We start from the raw sequence: 26,013 nt of genomic DNA, 5'->3' as shown, positions 1-26,013 counted from the left end.
TTGCCTAGATCGATCCCCACTACGGTAATCTTGTTCATGGTCTGCTCCGCTTCCGATTGAGACGTAGGAATCCCAATCATTGGCCTTATCCGCCAAGTTGAGAAGCGGGGCGGACCATCCCATTAGCGGAAACGTGTTTCGCACTGAAGGGCCCCGCCGGCCCGGAAAAACCCTCTAAAAACGGACGGCGGCAGCGGCATGACGCATTCTTAATTGCGAGTCATTCTTGTTTGCGAATAAAATCGCAGTGTCCCCGCCCGTGGCGGGCCGCACCTACCTCTTACAAAAGCGACCCTCATGCTCGCATCCGCTTTCAAGTCCGCTGCCGCGGCTGCCCTGTGCTTGTCTCTGGTGACCGGCTGCACGCGCACCGAACCCAAGGACGAGCGCATTCCGGTGCTCGAGAACTACGCCAATATCGTGCTGGCGACCTACGAAGACACGATCGCGACGGCGCGCGAGCTCGACGCTGCCATCGATGCATTGCTTGCGAATCCGAGCGAGGAAACATTGAATGCCGCCCGCGAGCGCTGGCGTGCCGCGCGCATTCCGTACGCTTACACGGAAGCGTTCCGCTTCTACGGCGGCCCCATCGATGGCGAGAACGGTCCGGAAGGGCAACTCAACGGTTGGCCGCTGGACGAGAACCACATCGACGCCGTGGTCGTGGACAAGTACAACGCGACGCCCGGGCTCAACATCATCGGCAACCCCGAGCAGTTTCCGGAAATCACGCCCGAGCTGATCGCCGACCAGAACGAAGCCGGCGGCGAAAAGAACATCGCCAGCGGCTATCACGCCATCGAGTTTCTGTTGTGGGGCCAGGACTGGAACGATCCGCCGGAGTCGGCGGGCCAGCGTCCCTACACGGACTTCATTCCGCAAGGCGATCCGGCCACGGATGTGAATGCTCGCCGCGGCGAGTATCTGAAAGCCGCGTCCACGCTGATCTTGAGCGATCTGGAATCGGTGGCCGCGCAGTGGCGCGAGTCCAAGGAGCGGAACTATCGAACTGAATTCCTCACCGGCGACGTTTACACCAGCATGAAGCGCATGTTCACGGGCATCGCCGCGCTGTCGGAGGTCGAGATGGCCGGCGAGCGCATGAACGTGCCGCTGCTGTCCTCCGACCAGGAAGAGGAACAGTCCTGCTTCAGCGACCTGACGGCGGAGGAACTGCGCGCCAATGCGGTCGGCATCGAAAGTGTTTATTTCGGCACCTACAAGCGTCTCGATGGCTCGACCGTCAAGGGACCCAGTCTCGCAGACCTGGTGAAGGGCAAGGACGCGCGCGCCGCTGAGGAAATCGAAGCTCGTCTGGCGCGCACACGTCAAGCGCTGTCCGAAATCAAGAATCCGTTCGATCGCGAGATTCTCGCCGAGAACGCCGAAGGTCGCGCACGGATGCAAGCCGCGATCGATTCGTTGCGCGCTCAGGCGTTGTCGTTCTCGCGTGGCGCACAAGCCATTCAGATCTTCCTTTCCGATCTCGAAGGATTGGGTGATTAGGTGGTGACCCGCGCGGCCCTGTGGGGCACGATGCTGCTGCTCGGCGCCTGTTCGAAAGGCATATCGACGGACGATTTGTTACAACCGAACTCGGGCGGAGCCATGACGGTGAGCGAGTCGTCGCGGCATGCGTTCTCGCGCCCGGCGACCAACCTCAGCGTCGCGCAGCGCGGTGAGTTTTTCATCGGCAACGCCTTCTTCAACAGTCCGTGGGTGGTTGCTCCTGCGAGCGCCAGCGCGCGGGATGGCCTTGGTCCGCTGTTCAACGCACGCAGCTGCGATGGTTGTCACAACAATGACGGCCGCGGTGTACCGCCACTCAAAGAGGATGAACAGCCAGTATCGCTGGTGATTCAGTTCGCGACCTCGACCCCGGGCGACAACAACGAGCCGCAGGCCGATCCCAACTACGGCGTGAACTTCAATCCGTTCGCCATCGGCGGCGTGCCCCCGGAAGGCAAGCTCCGTATTCGTCATCGCCAAATCGCGGGCACCTATGCGGACGGCACGCCATACACGTTGCTCGCACCGGAATATTTGCTTGAAGAGCTGGCCTACGGAGAGCTCGCGGCCGATACGAAATTGTCGCCGCGAGTGGCTCCCGCCGTGTTCGGCTCGGGGTTGCTGGAAGCCATTCCAGAGCAGCAGATCCTGGAGCGCAACGATCCTGAAGACGCCGACAAGGACGGCATCTCGGGTCGCCCGAATTACGTTTGGGATCCGCTGGTCGGCCGCGCGGTGCTGGGCCGGTTCGGCTGGAAACTCAATCAGCCCGACATCGCGCATCAAACCGCGGCTGCCTTCTCCAGCGAAATGGGCATGACCTCCTCGTTCCGTCCGCAGGAGATCTGCATGCCGGTGCAAACCGAATGCGTGAACGCACCGACGGGCGGCCAACCGGAGATCAGCGACGAGATTTTCGATCACATGGTCAGCTACCAACGCATGCTGGCCGTGCCCGTGCGTCGCAACCTGGACGCGCCGGAAGTAAAGCGCGGCGCGAAGTTGTTTCTCGACAGCGGCTGCGAGTCTTGCCACCGCGCCTCGTTCAAGACGGGCAACGTCGAGGGACAACCCTGGCTGAGCGGACAAACCATCCATCCGTTCACCGACATGCTGTTGCACGACATGGGCGAAGGCCTCGCCGACGGTCGCGCCGACTTCGCCGCGAGCGGCAGCGAATGGCGCACCTCGCCATTGTGGGGCTTGGGGCTGCAGAAGACGGTCAACGGCCACACGCGCCTGCTCCACGACGGTCGCGCACGTGATGTGAGCGAAGCGATTCTGTGGCACGGCGGTGAAGGCGAACGCGCCAAGGAGGCATTCCGCAATCTGTCCCGGCAGGATCGCGAAGCTTTGCTGAAGTTCATCGACTCTCTATGAGAGGCTCGAGTATGCCTGTCTCCAAACTCTCTCGCCGCCAGTTCCTGCTGGCGTCCGCTTCGTTGAGCGCCGTTGCCGCTGGCGGATTGTTGTTCTCATCGGAAGGAAAAGCTCGCACCGGTACACTGCTCTCCGCCTTCGAAGATGCCCGCGGCGATCAATATGTCGGTGGCCTGTCGTTGCAGGATGAGAAGGTTTTCGGCGCGCGTGTGCCCATGCGCGCTCACGGTTGCGCTGTTCATCCCACCGATCCGAATCGCGTTTTGTTTTTCGCGCGCCGCCCGGGAACGCAGGCGTTCGAGCTGGATCGCACGTCCATGCAAGCGCGCGTCGTATTCACGACGCAGCCCGGTCGTCATCTCGCCGGTCACGGCAGTTATTCAGCCAATGGCGATCTGATCTTCACGCCTGAACACGACTACGAGCGCGTGCGCGGCGTTGTAGTTGTCCGCGATGCGCGCAACTTCGAGGTCGTCGGCGAACTCGACACCCAGGGCATCGATCCGCATGAAGTCGCCTGGATGCCCGACCATCGGTCGTTGCTGGTCGCCAACGGCGGCATCATGACGCATCCGCGCACCTTTCGTCGCAAGCTGAACATTCCCACCATGGATCCGTCGCTGTGTGTGCTCGATGCAGCCAGCGGCGAATGCCAGGAGCAATGGCGTCTGCCGGATCATCTGCTGAGCATTCGCCATGTCTCGATGACTGCCAGCGGCATTACTGCGGTGGGATTGCAATATGAAGGAAACAAAGAACAGGCGCCGGGCATCGTCGCGCTGTATCGTCCAGCGGCGGCGGGCAAGCAAGCGCAGTTTCGCCTGTTGACCGCGCCGCCCGAAGAAACACCGCGTTTTCAAGGTTACGTCGCGAGTGTCGCCATCAGCGAAGCGCACGACCTGATTGCAGCGGCGTGCCCGTACGGCGGCGGTGTCGCCTGTTGGTCGCTGCGCGAGGAACGTTATCTCGGCTTCATCGCCGCGTCGGAAACATATGGTTTGTCGCGAGTCGCCGACGGTTCCATCGTCGCGTCACAACGCGACGGCACGGCGTACGATCTGGATGAAAGCAGACTGCGTTCACAGTTTCTGAACATCGCCAGCTCGCAACCGATTCGCTGGGACGATCACTGGGTCGCGACCGCGTGAGCACACGGGCATAATGGTTTGACGAGTCGCCGGGGCCCGAGGCCTCAGCGACGACGACGCCTGCAACCGGAGTGCCCACGTGATTCCTGAACGCAATGTCGGATCGAGGCTGAGTCAGCATCTGCTCGCGAGCGTGCTGCTGGGCCTCGCGTTGAACGTCGCGCAGGCCGCCGACAACAAGCCCACCAACGACAAGCTGCCTGACTGGGCGCCGCAGCCCAAGCCTCACGTGGTCGAAGATCGCTTTCGCGTCGAAGTAATGACGCTCGGCGCCGCCATCGACACCGATCTGCGCATCGATCGAACGATCGCAACGCCCGGCACCATGGTGAGCGCCGAGGACGACTTGGGGCTCGACGACATGAAGATCCTGCCGCTCGGCGAGATCACTTTGCTGCCGGGCGAGCGTCACCTGCTCCGGCTCAGCGGCTTCGGCTTGCGTCGCAACCAGGAGCAGGCCATTGGCCGCACCATCGTGTTCGACGAGCAGACCTATCAGCCGGGCGAGGTTGTGGACAGCACACTCAACCTGACACTGGTCGGGCTCACTTACGGTTACAGCATCGTGAAGCTGAGAGAGTTCGATCTGGCGCTCACCTTCGGCATCCAAGTGGTCGAAGTGGAAGCGAACGCGGTGGTACGCAGTCGCGTGGTGCGCGAGGCGGAGACCGGGGTCACGCCGCTGCCGCTAGCCGGCATCGAGGGTCGCTTCGATTTCGACGACAGCTGGTCGGTGGAGGCGCGCGTTCAATATCTGTCCGTCGAGTTCGACGAGGTCGACGGCTCGGTGCTCGATGCGCGCGCCGCGCTCACCTGGCGCATGAATCCGCACCTGGTGTGGGGCCTGGGCTATCGCCATTTCGCCGTGGAAGTGGACTCGCGCGACGTCGACACGCCGGGATTCGTCGATCTGCAGATGGCTGGCCCGCTGCTGTTCCTGCGGGCCAGCCTCTAAACCGGTGCTGCGATCCTTCAGTTCTTGGCCCGCATCGAGGGCGGCTCGGCCGACTGGATGATCACCGGCGGCTGCTCGTCCTCGCCATTCACGTCGAGGACATGCGGGTCGGGCGTGGGGGCCCGCATGTCATCGATAAAAATGCGCGAGGCATAGTGCAGCCAGGACAGCGAGGAGCGCGCCTTCGACTCGTTCTGCGGCGTGCGCAACGTCTTCGACGGCGATTCGCCGAACAGCGCTTTATAGTTGCGCGCGAACAAACTGAAATCCCAGATGCCGTACCGAGCGGCAATGCGCGTCACGGTGTCGCGCTGAGGATCGGCCCGCAACAGCGCGGCGCGAATCTCACGCAACTGACGAACCTTGAGCAGCCGCATCGGACCCACGCCGAAGAACTCGTGGAAGATGTTTCTTAGCGTGCGCTCGCTGACTTGCGTCGCCCGGCACAGATCGTCCACGAACAGCGGCTGACCCTCGTTCGCTTCGATCAACTGCAAAGTGCGCGCGATCACCCGGCTGCGTGAAAACTGCGGCCGGCCGACGTGCCGGTCCTGCACCTTCATGCTGCGCTCGAGCACGTGAGTGAGGCACAGCGCGACCTCTTCTTCAGCCGCCGCGATCGCCGCCGGCTCGCTGAAATCGATGTCGCTCGAGATGGCCCGCTCGGTGACCCAACGCAGCCGATTCAGATAAGGCAGCGCCGAGCGCGTGCGCGGCCCGGTGCCCGAGCGCGTGTTCGCAAACAGATCGAGAGGAATCAACTGGGTGTCGGTGGGCACGCTGACGCCGGCCCAACGCACCACGTCATGGCCAGTGAAGGTGAATGGCTGGTCTTCCTGCAGCACGATGAACGCGTCCTCTTCGAGGAAGTGTCCGTCGATCCGGATCTGGGTGGCGTCGGTCATCGGCAGGCCCAGCGTATAGCGACCGGGCTCGCCGTCGCCGGCAAACGTGGTCGCACTGCCAATCTGAATCTGTTGTAGTGAAACGGAGCCCGGCCGCACCGCTTCGGACCACCATTCCGCGGTCGAACGCGCCGTCGGAATGAATCGCCCCTCTACCCCCGTGATTGCTTCGGCAAACTCATCGAAGTCCCGAAATACCAGTCTTGCCATCGGCTTCTCCTCCCTTGCCTGACTGAAGTCCGCTCAACGCTCCGTCGAAATATCTATGTTGCCGTAATCTGCCGTTAACTTCTTATCGGCCGGCAATTGTTGCCGAATCCTCACAGCCGTACATACGCGGAATGGGCAAAGTCGCGGATTTCCGGATACACCGCCATCGATCGTTTGCGGCGTCTTTCCCGTGCGACAGCCGATCCTGATGTCATTGCTGGTGTTGTTAGTGATCGCGCAAGGCGCCGCGCTGGCCTTTTGGGCGCTGCGCGCCCGTCGCCGGCGCTCGGCGCGGCGCGAGGCCCAGCGCCTGCGAAGCGCCGACACGCACGCCGGCAGACTCGCCCTGGTCGGCGAAATCGCCGGCTCCATCGCGCATGAGATCAGCCAGCCGCTGAGCGCCATCCTGACCAACGCCGACGCGGCCGAGAGCCTGCTGAACCAGCCGCACCCGCCGCTCGAAGAAGTCCGCCGCATCCTCGCCGACATCCGGCGCGACGATCTGCGGGCCAACGATATCGTGCGTCATTTGCACTCCTTGCTGAAGCGACGCGAGCTGCACACCACCATGATCGATCTGAACGAAGTGGCGGCCACCGCGATCAGCCTGATTCAGCCCGTAGCGCGCAAACGACGGGTGACGGTGCGCAGCGCGCTCGATCCGGCCCTCCCGCCCATCCATGGCGACTCCATTCACATCGAGCAGGTGCTCCTCAATCTGATGATCAATGCCATGGATGCGATGTCTTCCAATACCGCTCCAGGGGCGAGCGAGCGTATTCTGGACGTCGCGACCAGCCGTTATGACAAATACTCGGCGGCCATCACGGTCACCGACACTGGACCGGGCATCGCGGCGGCGTATCGACCACGGATTTTTGATTCATTCTTCAGTACGAAACAAGAAGGGATGGGGCTGGGGTTGGCCATTGCACGCACCATCGTGCAGGCTCATGGCGGCAGGATCTGGCAGGAGGGAACCCCGGCCGGGGGCGCCGTCTTCAAGTTCACGATTCCGCTGCAGACGGCGTGAACGAGGGGCAAAACAGGAAGGGGAACGGGACACATGGATACAGGGGGAGGTTTCGAGCTCGAGCCGCGGCTCGACGCGGCGCACGGCTTCGCGGTTCATATCGTCGACGACGACGACAGTTTTCGACTCAGTCTGCTGCGGCTGTTCAAAGCAAACAACTTGCAAGCGCATGGCTATGGCACGCTGGCCGAGTTCGAGCAGGCGCACCTGGACGGTGGGCCGGGCTGCGTGCTGCTGGACATCTGCATGCCGGACGGCGACGGGCTGGAGCTGTTCGAGCGGCGCGTGAACGATGAAGTGCTGCCGGTGATTTTCGTCAGCGCGTTCGCCGACATTCCCATCAGCGTGCGAGTCATGAAGTCCGGCGCGCTGGACATCCTGGTCAAGCCGGTGCCCTCGGAAAAACTACTCGCGACCATCGCGCACGCCCGCCAAGTCGCTGTGCAACGCTTCATCGCGCGCCGTGAAGCCCGCGAATTGCTGGAACGCTATAAAACATTGACCGAGCGCGAGCGGGTGGTGTTCGCCGGCGTGGCCGAAGGCAAGCTCAACAAACAAGTGGCGGTGGAAGTCGGGGCCTGCGAGCGCACCATCAAGTCGGAGCGCGCCAAGATGATGAAGAAGCTGCAACTGACGCGCCTGGTGGACGTGGTGCGCGCGGCCGAGACGGTGGGGCTGAAGCTGTCGTTCGACGACTCTTCGGGCTCTACAACTGGAAGGCAACAGTGAGCAGCACGCCTTCGGCGATGTCGCGCAGCAGGCTGGGCGGTTCGGCACGATAGGCGTACCCCTGCTCCGCCGTCGCGGCGATCCATTGCGCCAGCCAGTCGATGGAAGGCCGGCCATAGAACACCACCGCGGCTTCGTGGTTGAGCAGCAGACTACGCAAGTCCAGATTGATGGAGCCGCACATCGCCAGCGTTTCATCGATCACTACCGCCTTGGCGTGCACCATCTGCGGCAACAGCCGGAACTCGACGCCGGCCGCGGCCAGATCGCGCATCGGCCTGGAACGCACGAAATCGGCCAGCAGATGATTGGAGCGCTGGGGAATGGCGATGGTCACCTTGACGCCGCGACGAGCCGCGAGCCGCATCGCCGCACGCAGACTGTCATCCGGCACGAAGTACGGCGTGACGATTAAAAGCCGACGGCGCGCGCGATAACAGCCGTCGATCAACAGCGATTGCGCGGTGTCTTCCACCTGATCCGGCCCGCTCGGCAGAAACTGCGCGAGCTCGCCGCCTTCGACGGTCACTGCTTGGCGCTCGCGCAGCGGAAGGCGCGGATGCGTGGTGCTCCAATCGAGGTCGAACTGACGTCCGGCGGCAACAGCGACGGGCCCTTCGAGATCGAAAGAAAGGTCGGGCCAGATCCTGCCCCGCGCGTCGCCGAGGAAATATTCGGCGGCCAGATTGCGACCGCCGCACCAAAGATAACGATCGTCGGCGACCACGAGCTTGCGATGATTACGCAGGTTGCGTGGACCGAGGCGGCGGAAGCTGAAGAACGGACGAAACACCGCCACCTTGGCGCCAGCGGCTGTCAGCTCTCGTTTGTAGCGGCGTGGTGCGAGGATGGCGAAGAAGCCATCCAGCATGAGCCGCACCTCCACGCCTTCTCGGGCGCGACGCGCGAGCCTCGCGACAATGTCACTTCCGAACGCATCGTTGCCGATGATGAAGGTGCTGACGTCCAGCGTACGAGTCGCCTCGTCGATGATTTTGAACAGCGCAGCGCGCGCCTCGACGCCATCGGCATGCATGCGAATCTTGCAAATCGAGGGCGGCGCCAGGCCAAAGCTTTCGATGAGCTCTGCCGCCCAGTGCGGCCCCTCCACGACCACGCCGGCATACGGAATGGCCACGGGCTTGAGCTTGCGCTGGCCGAATAACAGGTACAGCGGCAACACGAGATACGGCAGCAGCGAGAGGCCGAGCACCCAGGCGATCGCCGACGTCGGCGCGCGCCGCTGCTCGCTGGCGCGACTGGTGAGAATGTAAACAAGGAGCGCCACTGCGCTGACCAGAAAATGCTGCGAAGGAGTCGGCAGCCAATCGACGATCATTAAGCTTGCATCCCTTGTCCCGGGAGGTGCCGCAGGGTAGCAGATTGGCGATGCGCGACTGCAGCAACTGGTTGTCAGTTCGAGGCGCCGGACATTCGCTTCATGTATTCGGCGGCAGCCTGGGTGTCGCCGGCGTCGCGCGCGTAGGCGGCCAGGGCGCCGAGCAAGTCGCGATCGGTGGGATGGCGGCGAAGCGCTTGCTCCAACGTGGCGATCCCTTCTTGCTTTTTGCCGGTATCGTAGAGCGCGACTCCGAGCACATAGGCGTAGCGAGCATCCGTTGGCGACTGCTTGGCCGCGGTCCGCAGCTCCGCGATTGCATCGTCGTAGCGCCGCTCACGAATCAGGGCGAGTCCCATCGAGTGATGTAATGCGGCGGTCTGCGGACCTTCGGTGGGCTGCGCGTCCAGCCCTGCCTGCAGCACGGCGATGGCCATGCCATTGTCGCCCGCACGACTTTTGAGATCTGCCAGATTCACATATGCGGGGCTAAATGTTTCGTCGAGTCTGATGGCGGTTTGATACGCAGCCTCGGCCTCAGCCACGCGGCCCAATGAGGCGCGCATGTTTCCGATGTTGATGTGAGCGCCTGGCTGATCCGCGTTCTCCAGCTGTGCCCGCTCGTACTCCGCAATCGAGTTTGCGTTCAAACGCTCGGGCGGCGCGGACGTGATCGCCGCCAATCTCACTGCGCGCACCGGATCATTCACTAGCGGCAGTACGGCCGCACGTTGCGCCGGCGGAAACAGAGTGAACGCATCCGCCGCGGCCATGCGTACTAACGGATCGGCGTCACGCGTCGCGGACTGCAGCACATTCAATGCGGCCTCACTCGGATACGCCTGCAGGCGTTCGATAGCGGACGCACGAACAATGGCCGGCATGCTTGCATCGCTTGCGATGCGTTGAAGCTCACGATCCGGCGTGACCGCTGCCGTGGCTGGCGACGCCTGTGCTGCAGGCGATCGCGATGCGCGCTCAGCGCCGGAGACATCGAATTGCGCGCCCTGGGTCATTGCGAAGGCATCCGCAACTGTCACTTCCTGACGCCGTTCCGGGCCGTACCACTTCGCCACTTGCTCCGCGGCCCACTTTGCCGATCGTTTCTCATGACACTCGGTGCAGGCATCGGGCGTTCCTAGTCGATCAGAGATATCGGGGCGCGGAATGCGAAAGCTGTGATCGCGCCGTGGATCGACTTGCATGTACACGCGCGACGGCGCATGGCAGTCCACGCACTGAGATCCCGGCTTGCCCGGCTCGTGGAAGTGATGCGCCTTCGAGTCGTAGTCCTTGTGCTGCAAGCCGGATACATCAATGCTGGGCCGGGCCGCCGGCGCGCCCGCATTGTGACAACCCGTGCACAGCTGATTCCCCTCACGACGCAGCTGCAACGAATGCGGCTCGTGACAGTCGCTGCAGCGAACGCCCTTCGCATGCATCTTCGACTGCAGGAACGATCCGTACTCGTACACCTCGTCCCGAATCTGTCCATCGGGAAAATACAAATCCGCCGTGAGCAGCGAAGGCAAATGCGTCTGCATGAGCCGCTCGCCGTGACGATAGTCACTGGAGATCACGGATCGCCGCGAGTGGCAGCGAGCGCACGTCTCGATCTGCGCGGTCGCATCGGCGGCGGCAAAGTCCAACGAAAAATCCTGCTTGCCCGGCGAATTCGACGTCACATGATTCGATGCCGGACCGTGACACGCCTGACAGCCCACATCGATCTGCTGCCAGCTGGTGGAGTAGCTGCCCGTGCTCAGATCGAAGTGTTTTTTCACGTCAGTGGAATGGCACTCCGCGCACATGAAGTTCCAGTTCTGCGCCGGTCGGGTCCAGTGCAGCGGATCGCGATGGTCGATGCGCTCCTCCGGATACAGGTGAAACCAGCGCCGCTCGTTCACGTCCCAAGCGACCGTGAACGCTTGCAGCCGACCGCGTTCCAGCGCGAGCAGATACTGCTGCAAAGGTTCGACCCCGAACGTGTACTTCACTTCGAAGTCGGTGGGCCGGCCGTCTTCGCCATCGGTATTGATCCAATACTTGCCATCGCGCTTGAAGAAGCGCGTGCGCACCCCGTCTTTGCTGAAAGTCGCGTTGTCGAAGTTACCCAGCACCGTGGCGTCGGTTGCCTCCTGCATGGCGAGGTCGTGATGCGAGCCATGCCAGGCCTGAGCCTGCTCGGCGTGGCAACCGGCGCAGGACGATTCATCGACGAAAGTCGCAGCGGGACGAGCCGCTGGAACGGCAGCGACGGACGGAGGAGGATCGACGGGCGAACGCGACTGCCGATAGAACAGCGCCGCGATCACCGCGACCAAGATAAGGATCAGCGACGCGCCCCACGCGCGCCGCCCACGCCAGTTCATTTATTTCTTTGTATTTGGTGCCGACTCGGTCGGCGGCGGTTGAGGAGCGGCAGCTTTCGGCTGTTGCTCCGGAATGTTCATGGGCTGCAGCATCACCACGTCGGGAGATCTGGCCTGATTCGCCGCCTCCTCTTCTGCGGCGGCCGCCGCGGCGGCAGCCTCGGCGGCTTCATAGGCCTGCTGTTGCTCGATCTGCTCGGACACCGTGCCCAGGTATTTATGGAACACCGTCAGGAAGCTGTCCACGGCAAACAGGGTCAGCACGATCGGAATGGCGGCGATCGCCAGCGCCACCGTCCACTTGAGCGGCTTGGGACGACGCTCCTCATGATCGAGGGCAGCTTCACGTTCGACGGACTCCTGCGCGCGCTGCTGAATGGCTTTCTGCAGGTCGTATTGGCGCCCCTTCAAGTGCAGGATGCGCGCGCTCGGCGCACCAGCCGGCTCAGTGGAAGCTGACTCAGGCAGGCGCTCTTCGGACTGTTGACTCATGAGAGGGCACTTCGGTGACAGGCGCGGCTGGACACACGCAGCAGCATAACGCGGCCGGCCCCCTGATCAACTACTGGGGCCGCCCGCAACGAGGAATTCTTGCCATATGGAACAGACCGGCGCTTAACCATTCCAGTTCCCGCGTGATTCGTAGAACTTTATCGGGCACATGGATGTGCCCCGCCGCCACAGGCGGCGGCGAGCCGCAAAATTCGCGCCTTTTGCGGTCTCGCACGAGGGTCGTGGCAGGATGCCCGATCCCGAGGATTAACTAGTACCTACGTCCAGGATGGCTTGACGGTCCACGACCCGCTGGCGACGATGCTGCAAGCAACGGCGGGGCGACGACAAAATGAACGGCAAAGCCTGGGTCTGGTTGGGAAGTTTATGCGCGGCGCTGACGTGGCTCGGTGTCAGCGTCGCCGACGAGACCTCCAGCGCGCCCGAGCGCGTCGCCAAGCAGACCTCATCCGTCAAGAGCGCGCGCCAGGAATGCATTACCCAGTGCGAGCTCGCCAACGGCACTTGCAACAGCGAAGTGCGCCAGGCCCGTCAGGAGTGTTCGCGCAATGCCGCCAACAGCGGGCGCGATCCCATGACCATGCGCAATAACGACTACACCTACTTCTGTAGCTACTTCCGGAACCCGGGCCGCCGGACCGGCCCAGGCGATTTCGTCGCGCGCTTCACTCACCACTACGACGTGTGTCTCGACGTCATCCAACAGAACATCGCATCGATGCGGTATGACTGCTATCGCAACGAGCGCGATGCGCAGAACGTCTGTCGCACCGAGCTGCGCCAGTGCCAGGCGGCGTGCCAGTAGCGAACAGCGAAGCGAGCGTTAAACGCGCTCGATCACCATGGCGATGCCCTGTCCCACGCCAATGCACATCGTGCACAACGCAAAGCGGCCGGAAGTTTTTTCCAGCTGATTGAGCGCGGTCGTCACCAGCCGTGCGCCGCTCGCACCGAGCGGATGTCCGATGGCGATGGCGCCACCGTTCGGATTCACGTGCTCCGCATCGTCGGGCAAACCGAGCTGACGCGTCACCGCCAGACCCTGCGCAGCGAATGCTTCGTTGAGCTCGATCACATCCATCTGACCGATCTCGAGCTTCGCCAGCTTCAGCACCTTCCGAGTCGCCGGCGCCGGGCCGATCCCCATGATGCGAGGAGGAACGCCCGCCGTTGCCGTCGCAATGACGCGCGCCCGCAGCTTCAGGCCGAATCTTACGGCCGCTGCTTCACTGGCGAGCAACACCGCGCAACTGCCGTCGTTCACGCCGGATGCATTGCCGGCCGTCACCGTGCCATCCGGCTTGACCACACCTTTCAACTTCGCGAGCGCTTCGATCGAAGTCTCACGCGGATGCTCGTCGGCGCTGAACCTGATCGGATCGCCCTTCTTCTGCGGAATGTCCACTGGCGTGATCTCCGCTTCGAAGAACTTCGCGGCATGAGCTCGGGCGTAACGCTGCTGACTCCGCAAGGCGAACGCATCCTGATCCGCACGACTGACGCCGAATTCGGCAGCGACGTTCTCCGCCGTCTCCGGCATGGAATCGATGCCGTATTTCGCCTTCATCAAAGGATTGACGAAGCGCCAGCCGATGGTCGTGTCCTCGATCTTGGCGGTGCGTGAAAATGCACTGTCCGCCTTACTTATCACAAACGGCGCGCGGGTCATGCTCTCCACGCCACCCGCGATCACCAGTTCGGCTTCATTGGAACGAATCGCGCGCGCCGCCAGATTTACCGCGTCCAGACCCGAGCCGCACAAACGATTGATGGTCGCACCGGGCACCACATCCGGCAGTCCCGCCAGCAGCGCTGCCATGCGAGCCACGTTGCGATTGTCTTCGCCGGCCTGGTTGGCGCAGCCGTAGTAAACATCGTCCACGGCGGCCCAGTCGACTTTGGCATTCCGCTGCATCAACGCCCTGATCGGAATCGCGCCGAGATCGTCGGTGCGCACACTGGCGAGAGCCCCGCCATAGCGGCCGATGGGTGTACGAACGGCGTCGCAAATAAAGACCTGGCGCATGACTTCGATCTCGATGATTTATAGCAACCTGAATTCTAGCCGCGTTACACGGCGACGCGTAGCATGCGCTCATATGCCCGCCAAAAATGTCCGTGGAATCCTCTGCATGCTGGTCGCGGTCGCCTCGTTCAGCGTCCTCGATCTTTGCATGAAGCGCCTCGCCGAAACTTATCCTGCCATGCAGGTGACGTTTATTCGCGGCCTGGCTTCGTTGCCAGTCATCCTGATCGCGACGGCGTACTTCGGCCGCTGGAAAGATCTCATGCCGAATCGCTGGGGACTGCATCTGCTCCGCGGCGTACTGCAGGTCGCGACCCTGTACTTTTTTGTCTACGCCGTGAGCCGGCTGTCGTTAGCGAACGCGTACACCATTTTCATGTCCGGACCGCTGCTCATCACGGCATTGTCCGTGCCTTTCTTTGGCGAGCGTGTGGGCTGGCAGCGCTGGGCCGCGGTGGCGGCGGGCATGCTCGGCGTGCTCGTGGTGGTACGCCCCGGCGGCACAGAGTTGGAATTGGGCGGAATGGCCATTCTCGGCGGGCTGGCGGCCATCGCATCCGCCACGGCATATGCACTCGGCGTGTTGCTGATCCGCGTGCTGCAACCGACCGAGACCAGTATCGCCACGATGTTCTGGGCGCTGTCTCTCACTGCAGTTTTCGCCGGCGTGCTCTCCATCCCGGCATGGGTGCCGGTGCTATGGGATCACTGGTACTACATCGCGATCATGGGAGTGAGCGGCGCACTCGGCCAACATTTCTTGACCGAAGCGTTCCGACTCGCGGCCCCTTCGGTGGTCGCGCCGCTGGAATACACGGCCCTTGCCTGGGGCATGCTGTTCGATTGGTTGCTGTGGATGACGGTGCCGAGCGCTCGCATGCTGATCGGCGCCGCCATCATCGTCGCGAGCGGCCTGTTCGTCATTCACCGCGAGCGACTGCTGGCGGCGCGCGCTTCACAAACGACATCAACCGCGCAGGCGTGAACACACCCTGGAACAACACCAGGCCGACACCGACCAGCACCAGCGCCGCAGCGGTCACGGCGAGCGGCGTGAGCCGCTCATTCAGTACCAGCGCACCGAGCAGCAACGCTACCACGGGGTTCACGAGCGCATACGTCGCGACCTTCGGAGCAGCGACGCGAGTCAGCAGCCACAAATAACAATTCAGCGCGATGATGCTGCCGAACACGATCAGATAAACGATCGCCAGCACGGAACCCAAGCCCACTGACGACGGCTCGAAGTGGGTCCATTCGCCATCGATCACCGACATCAGCGCCTGAAACAACGCGCCGAATATCATTTGCGCGCAGGTGAAGCTCAACACCGTGCCGGGCTGCACGGCTCGCTTCTGAACCAGGGTGCCAAAGCTCCAACCGACCGTCGCGATCAGCAGCGACAACACGTACCAGATATTGGCATCGCCGGACAGCGAGCGCGTGTGCGTCACGATCGCGACCACGCCGATCACCGCGATGGTCGTGCCGATCAACGCCTGCCGGGTGGGAGCGCGTTTGCTGAAGAACGCCCAATCCAACAACAGCACGATGACCGGCACCGCGGTGACGATCAGCGCAGCGATGCCGGACGGAATGCCCTGCTGAGCCCACAACACCAGGCCATTGCCAATGCCTGACAACAGCACGCCGGTGAGCGCGGCCATTTTCATGTCCACGTTGGCCATGGGCCGCGGATCGCGCCAGCGCAGCCATACATACATCGCCAGGCCGGCGATCAGGAAACGTACCGTGCCGCTGATGAACGGCGGGATCTCCTTGATGGCGACCGCGATGGCGAGGTAGGTCGTGCCCCAGATGAAATAGATGGCGGCGAAAGCGGCGAGCATGCCCACCGACAATCGGGCGGTGCTGGAGGAAGACATGGAAGGTCCTTTGACTCGGTTGCGTACTCTAGCCGAGGCTGGCAAGCAGTACAGATTCAGGTAGACTGACCCGCGACCAATACAGTTGAGGTCGAGCATGTCCGTCGAAGAACCGCTGCTCTACGAACGCGTCGCCCGCCTGGTCGAAGCGCAGATTGCCAGTGGAGCGTTGCGGGGAAATGAACGCATTCCTTCGGTGCGCTCCATGAGCCGCACCGCCAAGGTGAGCATTTCCACGGTGGTGCAGGCCTACCTGCACCTCGAAAACATCGGACTCATCGAAGCGCGACCGCAGTCGGGCTTTTATGTCCGCCCGCCGGCGCGTGCCGCCGTGCCACCGCCGCGACCCAAAGTTTCTCGTTCGCGTCGGCCCACTTCCATCGCGACCGAAACGCTCGACACGTGTCGCGAAGCATTGGCGCGACCGGACATCCTGCAACTCAACGGCGCGTTCACGTCGCCTGCCTTGTATCCGAATCAGCGACTCAACAACCTGATTCGTGAGGTGCTGCGCGACCACCCCGCGCACGCCGGCGAATGTTTGCTGCCGCCCGGGCACGAAGAACTGCGACGGCAAGTCGCCAAGCGAATGACCTTCGCGGGCGCGCCGGCCGATCCGGCGCACGTCGTGATCACGAGCGGCACCATGGATGCGATCACAATGTCGCTGCAGGTGCTGTGCAAGGCTGGCGACACCGTGCTGGTGGAATCGCCCACCTACTTCGGCGTGCTGCAAGTGGTCGAGTACCTCGGACTGAAAGTGGTCGAAGTGCCCAATCACACCAGCACCGGCATCGACGTGGATGCCGTCAGAAACATCGCGCGCACCACGCGACTTGCCGCCGCGGTGTTGATGCCCAATTTCAACAATCCGACCGGCAGCGTCACGCCCGACGATGCGAAGCGCGAGATCGTGTCGATCCTGACGGCGGCCGAAGTGCCCATCATCGAAGACGACATCTACGGCGACCTGCATTACGGCAACGTGCGCCCCACTTCGCTGCGCGCCTACGACGAAGCGGGCATGGTGATCACCTGCGGCTCCGTGTCCAAGACGATCGCGCTCGGCTATCGCATCGGCTGGGCAGTGACGCCGCAGTTCCATGCCGATATCGCGCGCGCCAAATTCTTCTCGTCGGTCGCGTGCCCGACGTTGCAACAGTTGGTGCTTGCCCGTTACTACGCGAGCGGCGGGTACGATCGCTATCTGCGCCGCGTGCGCACGACGCTCGCCGCCAACTCGCAAAGCGCGGCCGACGCGATCATTCGTTACTTCCCGCCTGGGACGCGCGTGTCGCGCCCGAACGGCGGCATCGTGCTGTGGATCGAACTGCCGTCCGGCGTGGACGGCGCGGAGTTGTTCCGAACCGCGCTCGCCAGCCGCATCGGCATCGCGCCCGGCCTGGTGTTCTCCGCCAAGGCGGACTACCGCAACTACATTCGCATCAGCTGCGGCATGCTTTGGACGCCCACCATCGAGCGCGCCATCGAGAAGCTCGGTCGGCTGGTCCATCAGCACGGCTGATGGTGGCCCCACGCGCCGGTGGCATCAGTGCCGCCCGGAGCATCGCGCAGACCGATCTTCAACATTGCCAGCACCGCCAGATCCAGAACCAGCGCCGCGGTAAAGGTGATCAATACGAAGACCATGGCGATTCCCTCCAGTCCAGGATTGAGTCGTTACAGCCTGTTGGCAGTCCGCACGCGCTGACTGTCGAGCTCGGCCTGCGCCAGCGGCGCGACCGAAGTCGGTTCCTCGATCTGGACGATGGTCACTTCCCCGGCGGGCAGATGCCGGTAAGTGTTCCACTCCAGAACGCTCAACGTAGCGAGGCTGATGGCCACGGCCACGACCAATGTCAGTGACGTTCTCATGACTGTTCCCTCCATAAAGGCTGCTGTGAAAACCAGCGGGCAAGAAGCGATTGCCGAACCGGGTGCGAGGCTGGCGCGCGGCGCGGCTCGGGCTCGGCCCACTGCAGTCGCAGCTGCTCGGGATCGGGCTCGGCGCGGCGCGCTTCACGCTCCAGCTTCAGTCGGTCGGCTTTCAGCTTGGCCAGGGTCATGAACAGGTACTCGTCCATAGAAGCCTCCATTGAGATATGCATCTCGGTTATGGAGACGTAGCGTAGTCCTGGCGTTTTCCCGCGAATAGCGATACTTTGTGACCGCGATCTATGATTTAAAGTCACAGCAGAAGCGATTTATGCGACCGTCATGAAGCGCATCCCAGTGGGCCCCCTGCGGGCTTTCGATGTGGCCGCCCGGAACCTGAACCTGAGCGCCGCGGCGGAGGAAATGAACGTCACCCATGCGGCCGTCAGCCGGCAGGTGAAGCAGCTGGAAGAGCGGCTGGGGGTGAAGCTGTTCGAACGTTTGCCGCGCGGCTTGCGGCTGACGGCTCAGGGCGCCCTCTTGGCTGAAGGCACCCGTGCCGCCTTCGACCGACTGGCGTCGGCGCTCGAAGATGTATCCACGCCGACGGTGCGGCGGAAGCTGACCGTGTCGACGTTCTCTTCTTTCAACGCTCGCTGGCTGATGCCTCGGTTGCGAACGTTCTCTATGTTGTTCCCGGACGTGGATCTTCAAGTTATTACGACGGCGCAGCTGGTGGACTTTGCGCGCGAAGATGTCGATATCGGCATTCGTTTCGGGCGTGGCAATTACCCGGGGCTGCACGTTGTGCCGTTGTTCCGGCCGCGCGAGATCGTGGTGTGCGCGCCGGCGCTGCTGAAGGGCGGGCCGCCGTTGAAGAACATCAACGATCTGCGGCACTTCACTTTATTGCACGATGATTCTTATCGCAGCTGGACTCGTTGGCTCGAGGCGGTTGGAGCCAAGAACGTCAATCCTCGGCGCGGGATTATCTGCGGCGATCGCAATTCGCTGCTTCAGGCGACGCTGGAGGGTCAGGGTGTTGGGCTCGCTTCGGAAGTGTTCGCTGCTGGCGAGCTCGCGGCAGGGCGATTGGTGAAGGTCTTCGAGACGGAAGTGAAGTCCGAGTACTCGATCTACGCGGTGTGCCTGCCACGCCGGCTCAATGACCCGATGCTTGCCGGGGTCATGGAGTGGCTGGAGAAGGAGTCGAAGTCTTCGCACGATGTTTATCCGCCGCCCAGCGATTAGTTTGTCACCTCAGTGGCCTGCGGAAGAGAGGCGTCAGTGGCCTGCGGAGCTGCTCAGGCCTCTTGGATGGCGAGTGAGAGGGTGTGAGCGCGGTTTATTTCTTTTTGCCAAACAGCGCTTCTAGTTCGGCGCGGGCTTTGTCGGCCGCGGAGGGTTGGGGTGTGGGGTCGGCTTGTTTCGGGCGGCCGAATAGAGCGTCGAGTTCGGCTTGGGCTTGGGTGGCGGCGGCGGTGTTGCTGGTGGAATAGGCGTCCGGGCGGGGTTTGAAGTAGTCGCAGAAGTTCGCGCGCTCCTTATCTTTGACTTCCTCGGCCACAGTCTCGCGACAGTGCTTGGCGACGCTGAGGCTGTACCACTCGCACAGCTTGCAAACGTGAAGCTCGGCGTGACATTGACGGCATTCTTCGAGGCGGCGCAAGGGCAGCGTCAGGTCTGCGAGGGAAGCGCCGCATTTCCAGCAAACTAAGCCAGCCGTGGGCGCCACGGTGTCACCGCTGTTTCGAATCGTTCTGGGTAGCGATTTCGTCGTAGCCGCGGCCGATGAATTCGATCAGGCAGATGCCGTGGCCGAACGGGTCGGCGAGCATGGCGATCTTGCCCCAGTTGTTGGTCTTGACCTGGGTCTCGAGTCGGGCGCCGGCGTTGCGCGCCCGATCCAGGGCGCCTTCGATTTCGTCGACCACGAAATCCAGGTGCACCGGCGTCCAGTGACGCGCATAGGAGCGCAGGTGCCGGCTGGTTGCGGAAGCCACGGTGCCGTTGGGCTTCACCAGCAGATAGATGGGCGACGTCGCGCCCAGCAGCTCGACAGCGTCAGTGCCGAAGCGGCGGCCGACGTGCAGGTTGAAAGCTTTGCAATAGAAGTCGGTGGCCTTGGCCAGGTCGTCAACGTCGATATTGACCAGCATTCTGGCGGTCATCGAGAACCCTCGTCAGTGGCGGCGGCGGAGCGCCCGGTCAATGTGTGAGCAAAGTCACGAGATTAACGCGTCGCCGCTCCGAACACAGTAGTCGCCGGCGGACGACTCGCTCGCGAACGGCCATCGGATCGAGGTGCCCGCCGGCCTCGCAGATTTCACGATGCATGCTGCGGCGTGATAACTGTCATGCCTTGTAGGCCGCAGATGCGCCTCGACAAGCGTGTCAGGATACTCCCATGAACGCCATCAACACCTTAGCTTCGACGACTTCCCCCGCCGAGCCTCGGCGCGTGGCCCGACTGGTGCAGTCCGTGAGCACGCTGGAAGGCGGCGGCTTTCCGGTGCGCCGGCCATTTCCAACGCCCGGCTTCAGCCACTTCGATCCGTTCCTGCTGATCGATCACCTCGGCCCCGTGACATGGCCGCCCGGCGGCCCGATCGGCGCGCCGGATCATCCGCATCGCGGCTTCGAAACCGTCACTTACGTGCTGGCCGGTGAGAACGAGCATCGCGACTCGTTCGGCAACGCCGACGTACTGCGTCCGGGCGACGTGCAGTGGATGACCGCCGGCGGCGGCGTGATCCATTCCGAGATGCCCACCGAGCGCTTCCATCGCGAAGGCGGTTTGCAGGAGGGTTTCCAGATCTGGGTCAATCTGCCGGCCGTCGACAAGATGATGACGCCGCGCTATCAGACCTTGCGAGCCACGGATATTCCGCAGGCGACAACGCCTGACGGCCGCGTCCTCGTTCGCGTCATCGCCGGCGAGTCTTGCGGCAAGGCTGCGCGCATCGACACTCGAGTGCCGATTCAGATGCTTCACTTCACCATCCAACCAGGTGGTGAGTTGTTGCAATCGGTGCCCGCCGAGCAGAGCGGCCTCGTGTACGTGTTCAAAGGCAACGCGACGATCGGCAGCGATCAGCGCGCCGTCGCCGAAGGCCAGGCGGCGTTGCTCGGCTCCGGCGACTCGGTACAACTGAGCGTGGCCGGTGATGCTTCCGGCCCGGCGGAGATTTTGCTTCTCTCCGGCAAGCCGTTGAACGAGCCGGTGGCAAGGTATGGCCCGTTCGTAATGAACACGCGCGAGGAAATCGAGCAAGCGTTCCGCGATTACCAGAGCGGCCGCTTCGGCTTGATTCCACCGCGAACCTGATCAGCCGATACCACCGCCGCGCATCCGACAGGGGCTCGGCGGCGCCTTTCAGCGAAGCACCGCTTCGCTCCGCCGAGCGGGTGTACATGGATGGACACCCTGGGCTTGCGCGGAGCAGGACTGCGAAGCGCAATGTCGGCCCATTAGCGCTACAAGGATGTACAAGCGACGCGCGGCGGGTACAGCGGTGCCGAGGAGGAGATACCCCGCCCCGGCGCTGCAAGCCACCGACCTAACTCTTACTCTGCTGCTGCTCCGGCAAGGAAGCACTCGCCACCCCCGCCTTCACAACCTTCCGATTGTCATCCGGCAACCGATCGATGAGCTTGTTGTAAGGATCGACACCCACGTCATAGGGCATGGCGTCGACGGTCACTGTGAGCGAGCCGCGAGGCTGAGTGATGTGGCGGCGCTCGAGGTACAGCACCTCTTCATCGCGCTCACTCGCGCCGGGAACGCGAGCGAACACACCGACTTCGATGAAATCGTCCAAGGCGACGTCAGTCTCCCGCCCCATGCCATCACTCTCACGCTTGGCCGCCTCATACTCGATGGTCACATCGAACTTACCATCGCGCGGAGTCACCGAGACCGAGACCACGCGGTTGTCGTAGAAGATGATCTTCGCCAACAACTCATCGATGAGCGTGTGCTTGTCCAAAGGCGCCTGCGCACGAATGTAATCGAGCAGCTCGAGCGTCGTCGTGTACGGCGCCTGCTGGAACGCCTTGTCGCGAATGTAATTGGCCAGCGCCCGATTGAGATTCTCCTCGCCGATCTCGTCCCGCAGCCGATACAGCACCAGCGAACCTTTGGCGTAGTGAATGTACTGCTGATCTTCAACCCGCATCAGTGGCAACTCTTCGATCAGCTCGCCGCCACGTCCTCGTAGATAACGATCCAGCTCGTACTTGAGGAAGCGACGCATGTGCTCGCGACCGTACTCCTTCTCCATGACCATGAGCGCCGAGTACTGCGACAACGACTCCATGAGCATGGTCTGCCCCTGCACATCCGCGCCGATGACTTGATGCGCCCACCATTGATGCGCCATCTCGTGAGCAGTCACGTAGAACACATAGTCGATGTCTTCCGGATCTCTCAGATCGGCAATAAAGCCGATGCTCTCCGAGAACGGAATCGTGTTCGCAAAGCTCTGCGCAAACTTCGCATAGCGCGGAAACTCCAGAATGCGCACCTGCTTGTGCTGATACGGCGAGAAATTGACCGTGAAATAGTCGAGCGACTTGCGAGCCGCATCGATCATTCGATCGACGTTATAGGCGTGTTTGGGATGGTGATAGATTTCGATGGGCAGACCGTTCCACTCGCCGCGCCTCACCTCCCAGCGAGCCGACAGGAAACAATAGAACGGCAGCATCGGCTGATCCATCCTGTAATGGAAATAGCGCCGACCGTTCTCCACCCATTCGCGCTGCAGGTAGCCCGGGGCAAGCGCGATCTGGTCCGCGCTGGTGCTCACCGTAGCTTCGAAGTTGATCCAGTCCGAATCGACCATGCCCATGCTGTAGCGCGCCTGCTCGTCTTCCAGCTTCGCTTTGCGCGGCACTTCACCCAGACCGCGCTTGCGACGCTCGTTGCGATCCAGGATCTGCCGCGATTCGTCGTAACCGAAGTGCGGCAGCTCGTTGCTGTTGAAGAAGGTGCCATTGGCGTTGAGCGTGGACCGCATGTCGCCCGCACCGGTCGACGCCGGCATGCCGTTGTTGGTGAAGCCGCGCTCTGCTCGTTCGAGAACGAATTGGAAATCGAGCGCAGCGCCGGCAGCCAGCGGCTCAGGCAACGCATAGATCCTCATGCCGGCTGCACGGTCTTCATGCTTCACCACCAAGCCAGCGGGCGCCGTAACTCGCAGCCGTGAGCCCACTTGGGTGTAAACGTGCAACTCGGGAATCGGCGCCTCGTGTTTGTTGATCAACCGATAGTGGCCGCGGATCTCGTACCGGCGCTGTTCAGGGAAGATGTCCACATCCGCCCGCACGTCGACGATGCGTGGCTGCGGCAGCCCTTTGAACTGGCGATATTGCTTTTCGAAGTGCGCCTGTCGATCCAGTGCCACGTCTTCGGGCAGATATTCGTTCACTACGTTGGTGTTATAGAAGATCCAACCGCCAGTGAGCACCAACGCAATCACCAGCGACGCGAGCACCGCGCTCTGCGAACCACGCATCTCTCTGAGCGCCTGCCGCCAGCGCGTGCTCCATTTCGAGGCGGTGCCACGCACCCAGAATGCATTCGCCAGCACCACCAACACCGCGGCAAACAGGGTCCAGTAGCTTTGGAACCAGGCCCACGGCTCGAGCAGATGACCATAGCCGTTCATGTCCGAGTACGTCATGAACGGCGCGCCGGCGTAGAGATACAGGTTGTGCTCGTAACCGATCTGGCTGAGCACGATCTGCGCCAGCAGCACCAGGATGAGCAGCAGATAGCCGAGGAACTTCTGATTGCTGATGATCTGCAGAAACAACGCAAGCACACCCATCAGCACGAACGGCCAGGCGTCGATGACCGCCGCCTGCAGATACAACAGCGGCTCGAGATTGGTGTAGCCGTGCCACAGCTGGAAGCCCATGGCCGCGAGCACGCCGAAGAAAATGAACGCGATCACCACTGCCGTGATCGCGCCAAGCTTGGCCAACAACGGTACCCAGTTCGGCACCGGCAGCGCATCGGTCACTTCCGACATCCTGGCATCGCGCTCGCGCCACAACACGTCGCCGGCATAGAAGGTCACGATGATGATCAGCAGAAACTGATAGCTGCCCTGCATGGACTCCATCATCAGCGCCGTGACTGGATAGATCGGCGTGCCGAACATGTTGTCCATGGCGAGCGAGCCGCCCAGATAATTGAACATCCCGAATGCCAGCAGCACCAGGAACGGAATGCTCCTGAGCACCGCCTTGGTATCGAACCAGACCAGGTGCGTGAACTGGCCGAACGCGGTCGCGCTGTCGAACTTTCGAGGCGCCGCCGGGAGCGCCACCGCAGATCGAGCGACGGCGCTCGAAGACGGGATCGCGCCATCCTCCAGCTGCCGCGAACGTTGCCACCAACGTTGCTTCGCGCGCTTTCGCTGAGGCTTGAAGAGCAGCTGCGTGGCGACCAGCAGCACGATGGCCACACCCGTCCAGAGCAGCCGATTCAGCAGCACCAGCCCAGTGACCTCCGGCAACTGCACATTGCGTTCGGCGACCGACCAGTAACGCATCACCTGCGAGATGGCTTCGCCACCCAGCGGATCGATGAGCGCGGAGATGGTGTCGTATTGAATGTCTTCGGCCAGAGAACCGGCGATGGACCACAACACCAGAAAGGCCACCACGCCCAGAAACACCAACAGCAGCCGCCGCGTGGTCACGGCCAGCAAGGCCAGCAACCCACCGGCGAACAGCAGGTTGGGAATGACGATGACGCCCAAGCCCCAAAGATACGGCTGCCACGAGAATGGCCCGAGCCGCTGCGGATCGATCCAAGGCATGAACGAGCCTAGAATCATGCCGAGCGTGGTGATGACCATCACGATCACCGCCATGGTCCAGCCCGCTGCAAAACGGCCCCACAGATAACTCGACTTGCGCACAGGCTTGCTGAAGAACAGCTCTTCCGTACCCATTTCAAAGTCGCGCAACAGCGGCTGGGCCATCAGCGCCACGGCCACGAACATGCCGAGCGTCGAAAACACATCGAGAAACGTGAGAATCACATACGGCGCGTTCCGATGAACGTTGCCGATGCCCTCCCCGATGGTGATGATGTCGCTGGTGGTCGCAGCGAAAGCCAGTAGCGCGAATACCAGCGCGATCACCCACGGCAGCGGCGACCGAAGCTGGTAACGCAGCTCGAAGCGGAAAAATTCCCAGAGCATGTGCGACTCCTACTCAGGCAGCCGCTGCGTCGGTGCGCATCGCGCCGTGCTGGCGCAAGCGCTGGAAATAAACGTCCTCCAGATCGGGATCGACGGCCGCGAAGCCATCTTCAGGTCGCGCTTCGCTATACACGTGGATCAGCGGCTCGCCGGCGATCAGGCGCGTGGAGAGCACGGTGTAGCGCGACTGATACTCCGGCAGCGCCGACTTGCTAACCAGTTTGCTCCAAACGCGATCGCGCATCGCTGCGATGGCCTCGCGCGGCTCGCCGCTCATCAACACTTCGCCACGACAAATCATGGCCATGCGCGGACACAGGTCGGTCACATCCTCGACGATGTGAGTCGAAAGGATCACGACCACTTCGTTGCCGATGTCCGCCAGCAGATTCAGGAAACGATTGCGCTCTTCCGGATCGAGACCGGCGGTGGGCTCATCGACGATCACCAGCTTCGGATGGCCGAGCAGCGCCTGAGCGATGCCGAAGCGCTGGCGCATGCCGCCGGAGAACGTACCCAACTTGCGCTTGCGCACCTCCCAGAGATTGACCTGACGGAGCAATGCCTCCACCACGTCGGCGCGCTCGCTGCGATTCAAATAGCCCTTCAACACGGCCAGGTGGTCGAGCAAACCGAGCGCGCTCACTTTGGGATACACGCCGAAGTCCTGCGGCAGATAGCCGAGCGTGCGCCGGATCGCCGGCTTGTTCGCCAGCACGTCGATGCCATCGAAGGTGATGGTGCCGGTGTCGGGATCCTGCAGGGTGGCGATGGTGCGCATCAGCGACGATTTGCCCGCGCCGTTGGGCCCGAGCAGCCCGAACATGCCCGCCGGGATCTGCAAAGAAACATCGCGCAGGGCGGCCACATTGCCATAGGACTTGGACAGGTTCCGGATCGTGAGCACGAG

At 62.5% G+C, this 26,013-nt stretch carries 24 protein-coding genes; 11 read left to right on the top strand and 13 right to left on the bottom strand.

All coding sequences use genetic code 11. The features are described 5' to 3' along the window. The first annotated feature begins 297 nt into the window (after positions 1-297). From JM946_RS07455 to JM946_RS07440, 4 genes are all read left to right on the top strand, one after another. Complete coding sequence (locus JM946_RS07455; RefSeq protein ID WP_203166517.1) at positions 298-1,509, top strand: imelysin family protein; 1,212 nt, start codon at positions 298-300, stop codon at positions 1,507-1,509. Further along, entirely contained in the window at positions 1,510-2,892 is a 1,383-nt protein-coding gene (locus JM946_RS07450; RefSeq protein WP_218042636.1) for a di-heme oxidoreductase family protein, read from the top strand. Between the two features lie 11 nt (positions 2,893-2,903). Then, positions 2,904-4,040, top strand: coding sequence for a DUF1513 domain-containing protein (locus JM946_RS07445; protein WP_203166515.1), 1,137 nt, complete (start codon positions 2,904-2,906; stop codon positions 4,038-4,040). A gap of 79 nt (positions 4,041-4,119) precedes the next feature. Beyond that, on the top strand, positions 4,120-4,995 hold the full coding sequence (locus JM946_RS07440) for a porin family protein (protein ID WP_203166514.1): 876 nt from the start codon (positions 4,120-4,122) through the stop codon (positions 4,993-4,995). A gap of 17 nt (positions 4,996-5,012) precedes the next feature. Here the strand turns inward: JM946_RS07440 and JM946_RS07435 are convergent, their stop codons facing one another. Then, entirely contained in the window at positions 5,013-6,110 is a 1,098-nt protein-coding gene (locus JM946_RS07435; protein WP_203166513.1) for a helix-turn-helix domain-containing protein, read from the bottom strand. Between the two features lie 190 nt (positions 6,111-6,300). Here JM946_RS07435 and JM946_RS07430 point away from each other — a divergent pair, with 190 nt between their 5' ends. Together JM946_RS07430 and JM946_RS07425 are read left to right on the top strand one after the other, a co-directional pair. Then, positions 6,301-7,143 (top strand): sensor histidine kinase, encoded by an 843-nt coding sequence (locus tag JM946_RS07430; protein WP_203166512.1) that lies wholly within the window; start codon positions 6,301-6,303, stop codon positions 7,141-7,143. A gap of 33 nt (positions 7,144-7,176) precedes the next feature. After that, positions 7,177-7,872 (top strand): response regulator transcription factor, encoded by a 696-nt coding sequence (locus JM946_RS07425; protein ID WP_203166511.1) that lies wholly within the window; start codon positions 7,177-7,179, stop codon positions 7,870-7,872. On the opposite strand, the gene JM946_RS07420 is transcribed toward JM946_RS07425, so the two are convergent. The 3 genes from JM946_RS07420 to JM946_RS07410 all read right to left on the bottom strand — a co-directional run bounded on the left by JM946_RS07420 (position 7,850) and on the right by JM946_RS07410 (position 12,075). Further along, a complete protein-coding gene (locus JM946_RS07420) occupies positions 7,850-9,211 on the bottom strand; it encodes a phospholipase D-like domain-containing protein (protein WP_203166510.1) in 1,362 nt (453 codons plus the stop codon). The two genes, JM946_RS07425 and JM946_RS07420, sit on opposite strands and share 23 nt — an antisense overlap. 74 nt (positions 9,212-9,285) lie before the next feature. Continuing rightward, positions 9,286-11,583, bottom strand: a complete 2,298-nt coding sequence (locus JM946_RS07415) for a tetratricopeptide repeat protein (protein WP_203166509.1) — start codon at positions 11,581-11,583, stop codon at positions 9,286-9,288. Beyond that, positions 11,584-12,075 carry a hypothetical protein gene (locus JM946_RS07410; RefSeq protein WP_203166508.1) on the bottom strand — a complete coding sequence of 164 codons (492 nt, stop codon included), beginning with the start codon at positions 12,073-12,075 and terminating at the stop codon, positions 11,584-11,586. A 352-nt stretch (positions 12,076-12,427) separates the two neighbouring features. On the opposite strand from JM946_RS07410, the gene JM946_RS07405 reads away from it, so the two are divergent. Further along, positions 12,428-12,901 carry a hypothetical protein gene (locus JM946_RS07405; protein WP_203166507.1) on the top strand — a complete coding sequence of 158 codons (474 nt, stop codon included), beginning with the start codon at positions 12,428-12,430 and terminating at the stop codon, positions 12,899-12,901. Between the two features lie 18 nt (positions 12,902-12,919). Here JM946_RS07405 and pcaF read toward each other — a convergent pair whose 3' ends face one another. After that, a complete protein-coding gene (gene pcaF / locus JM946_RS07400) occupies positions 12,920-14,122 on the bottom strand; it encodes a 3-oxoadipyl-CoA thiolase (RefSeq protein WP_203166506.1) in 1,203 nt (400 codons plus the stop codon). Here pcaF and JM946_RS07395 point away from each other — a divergent pair. Beyond that, on the top strand, positions 14,082-15,107 hold the full coding sequence (locus JM946_RS07395; RefSeq protein ID WP_322110908.1) for a DMT family transporter: 1,026 nt from the start codon (positions 14,082-14,084) through the stop codon (positions 15,105-15,107). The two genes, pcaF and JM946_RS07395, sit on opposite strands and share 41 nt — an antisense overlap. Here the strand turns inward: JM946_RS07395 and JM946_RS07390 are convergent. Continuing rightward, positions 15,043-16,008, bottom strand: a complete 966-nt coding sequence (locus JM946_RS07390; protein WP_203166504.1) for an EamA family transporter — start codon at positions 16,006-16,008, stop codon at positions 15,043-15,045. The two genes, JM946_RS07395 and JM946_RS07390, sit on opposite strands and share 65 nt — an antisense overlap. Before the next feature lie 97 nt (positions 16,009-16,105). On the opposite strand from JM946_RS07390, the gene JM946_RS07385 reads away from it, so the two are divergent. Further along, positions 16,106-17,533, top strand: coding sequence for an aminotransferase-like domain-containing protein (locus JM946_RS07385; protein WP_203166503.1), 1,428 nt, complete (start codon positions 16,106-16,108; stop codon positions 17,531-17,533). On the opposite strand, the gene JM946_RS07380 is transcribed toward JM946_RS07385, so the two are convergent. From JM946_RS07380 to JM946_RS07370, 3 genes are read right to left on the bottom strand one after another with little or no spacing between them, the layout of a single operon-like run. Further along, on the bottom strand, positions 17,521-17,658 hold the full coding sequence (locus JM946_RS07380) for a hypothetical protein (protein WP_203166502.1): 138 nt from the start codon (positions 17,656-17,658) through the stop codon (positions 17,521-17,523). The two genes, JM946_RS07385 and JM946_RS07380, sit on opposite strands and share 13 nt — an antisense overlap. 30 nt (positions 17,659-17,688) lie before the next feature. Further along, positions 17,689-17,883 (bottom strand): hypothetical protein, encoded by a 195-nt coding sequence (locus JM946_RS07375; RefSeq protein ID WP_203166501.1) that lies wholly within the window; start codon positions 17,881-17,883, stop codon positions 17,689-17,691. Then, a complete protein-coding gene (locus JM946_RS07370; protein WP_203166500.1) occupies positions 17,880-18,092 on the bottom strand; it encodes a hypothetical protein in 213 nt (70 codons plus the stop codon). Before JM946_RS07370 ends, JM946_RS07375 begins: the two co-directional genes overlap by 4 nt. A 133-nt stretch (positions 18,093-18,225) precedes the next feature. Here JM946_RS07370 and gcvA point away from each other — a divergent pair, with 133 nt between their 5' ends. After that, a complete protein-coding gene (gene gcvA, locus JM946_RS07365) occupies positions 18,226-19,134 on the top strand; it encodes a transcriptional regulator GcvA (RefSeq protein WP_203166499.1) in 909 nt (302 codons plus the stop codon). Positions 19,135-19,228: 94 nt separating this feature from the next. Here gcvA and JM946_RS07360 read toward each other — a convergent pair whose 3' ends face one another. Together JM946_RS07360 and JM946_RS07355 are read right to left on the bottom strand one after the other, a co-directional pair. Beyond that, positions 19,229-19,618, bottom strand: coding sequence for a hypothetical protein (locus tag JM946_RS07360; RefSeq protein ID WP_203166498.1), 390 nt, complete (start codon positions 19,616-19,618; stop codon positions 19,229-19,231). A gap of 4 nt (positions 19,619-19,622) precedes the next feature. Further along, entirely contained in the window at positions 19,623-20,054 is a 432-nt protein-coding gene (locus JM946_RS07355; protein ID WP_203166497.1) for a VOC family protein, read from the bottom strand. A 236-nt stretch (positions 20,055-20,290) separates the two neighbouring features. On the opposite strand from JM946_RS07355, the gene JM946_RS07350 reads away from it, so the two are divergent. Next, the gene (locus JM946_RS07350) at positions 20,291-21,211 is read left to right on the top strand and encodes a pirin family protein (protein WP_203166496.1); all 921 of its coding nucleotides are present in this window, start codon (positions 20,291-20,293) and stop codon (positions 21,209-21,211) included. 232 nt (positions 21,212-21,443) lie between these two features. Here the strand turns inward: JM946_RS07350 and JM946_RS07345 are convergent, their stop codons facing one another. Together JM946_RS07345 and JM946_RS07340 are read right to left on the bottom strand one after the other, a co-directional pair. Beyond that, positions 21,444-25,103, bottom strand: coding sequence for a M1 family aminopeptidase (locus JM946_RS07345; protein ID WP_203166495.1), 3,660 nt, complete (start codon positions 25,101-25,103; stop codon positions 21,444-21,446). A 13-nt stretch (positions 25,104-25,116) separates the two neighbouring features. Then, complete coding sequence (locus JM946_RS07340; protein WP_203166494.1) at positions 25,117-26,010, bottom strand: ABC transporter ATP-binding protein; 894 nt, start codon at positions 26,008-26,010, stop codon at positions 25,117-25,119. Positions 26,011-26,013 lie beyond the last annotated feature (3 nt).

The organism is Steroidobacter gossypii (assembly GCF_016801985.1).
GTDB classification, from domain to species: Bacteria; Pseudomonadota; Gammaproteobacteria; order Steroidobacterales; family Steroidobacteraceae; genus Steroidobacter; species Steroidobacter gossypii.
Note: the sequence above shows the minus strand (reverse complement) of the source record. Positions and strands in the feature narration are given on the sequence as shown.

Coding starts and splice junctions, on each gene's coding strand:
- pcaF (WP_203166506.1), bottom strand. CDS start 14,122: ATGCGCCAGGTCTTTATTTGCGACGCCGTTCGTACACCCATCGGCCGC.
- JM946_RS07445 (WP_203166515.1), top strand. CDS start 2,904: ATGCCTGTCTCCAAACTCTCTCGCCGCCAGTTCCTGCTGGCGTCCGCT.
- JM946_RS07415 (WP_203166509.1), bottom strand. CDS start 11,583: ATGAACTGGCGTGGGCGGCGCGCGTGGGGCGCGTCGCTGATCCTTATC.
- JM946_RS07355 (WP_203166497.1), bottom strand. CDS start 20,054: ATGACCGCCAGAATGCTGGTCAATATCGACGTTGACGACCTGGCCAAG.
- JM946_RS07405 (WP_203166507.1), top strand. CDS start 12,428: ATGAACGGCAAAGCCTGGGTCTGGTTGGGAAGTTTATGCGCGGCGCTG.
- JM946_RS07435 (WP_203166513.1), bottom strand. CDS start 6,110: ATGGCAAGACTGGTATTTCGGGACTTCGATGAGTTTGCCGAAGCAATC.
- gcvA (WP_203166499.1), top strand. CDS start 18,226: ATGAAGCGCATCCCAGTGGGCCCCCTGCGGGCTTTCGATGTGGCCGCC.
- JM946_RS07425 (WP_203166511.1), top strand. CDS start 7,177: ATGGATACAGGGGGAGGTTTCGAGCTCGAGCCGCGGCTCGACGCGGCG.
- JM946_RS07395 (WP_322110908.1), top strand. CDS start 14,082: ATGGGTGTACGAACGGCGTCGCAAATAAAGACCTGGCGCATGACTTCG.
- JM946_RS07380 (WP_203166502.1), bottom strand. CDS start 17,658: ATGGTCTTCGTATTGATCACCTTTACCGCGGCGCTGGTTCTGGATCTG.
- JM946_RS07375 (WP_203166501.1), bottom strand. CDS start 17,883: ATGAGAACGTCACTGACATTGGTCGTGGCCGTGGCCATCAGCCTCGCT.
- JM946_RS07455 (WP_203166517.1), top strand. CDS start 298: ATGCTCGCATCCGCTTTCAAGTCCGCTGCCGCGGCTGCCCTGTGCTTG.
- JM946_RS07370 (WP_203166500.1), bottom strand. CDS start 18,092: ATGGACGAGTACCTGTTCATGACCCTGGCCAAGCTGAAAGCCGACCGA.
- JM946_RS07390 (WP_203166504.1), bottom strand. CDS start 16,008: ATGTCTTCCTCCAGCACCGCCCGATTGTCGGTGGGCATGCTCGCCGCT.
- JM946_RS07345 (WP_203166495.1), bottom strand. CDS start 25,103: ATGCTCTGGGAATTTTTCCGCTTCGAGCTGCGTTACCAGCTTCGGTCG.
- JM946_RS07385 (WP_203166503.1), top strand. CDS start 16,106: ATGTCCGTCGAAGAACCGCTGCTCTACGAACGCGTCGCCCGCCTGGTC.
- JM946_RS07420 (WP_203166510.1), bottom strand. CDS start 9,211: ATGATCGTCGATTGGCTGCCGACTCCTTCGCAGCATTTTCTGGTCAGC.
- JM946_RS07410 (WP_203166508.1), bottom strand. CDS start 12,075: ATGAGTCAACAGTCCGAAGAGCGCCTGCCTGAGTCAGCTTCCACTGAG.
- JM946_RS07350 (WP_203166496.1), top strand. CDS start 20,291: ATGAACGCCATCAACACCTTAGCTTCGACGACTTCCCCCGCCGAGCCT.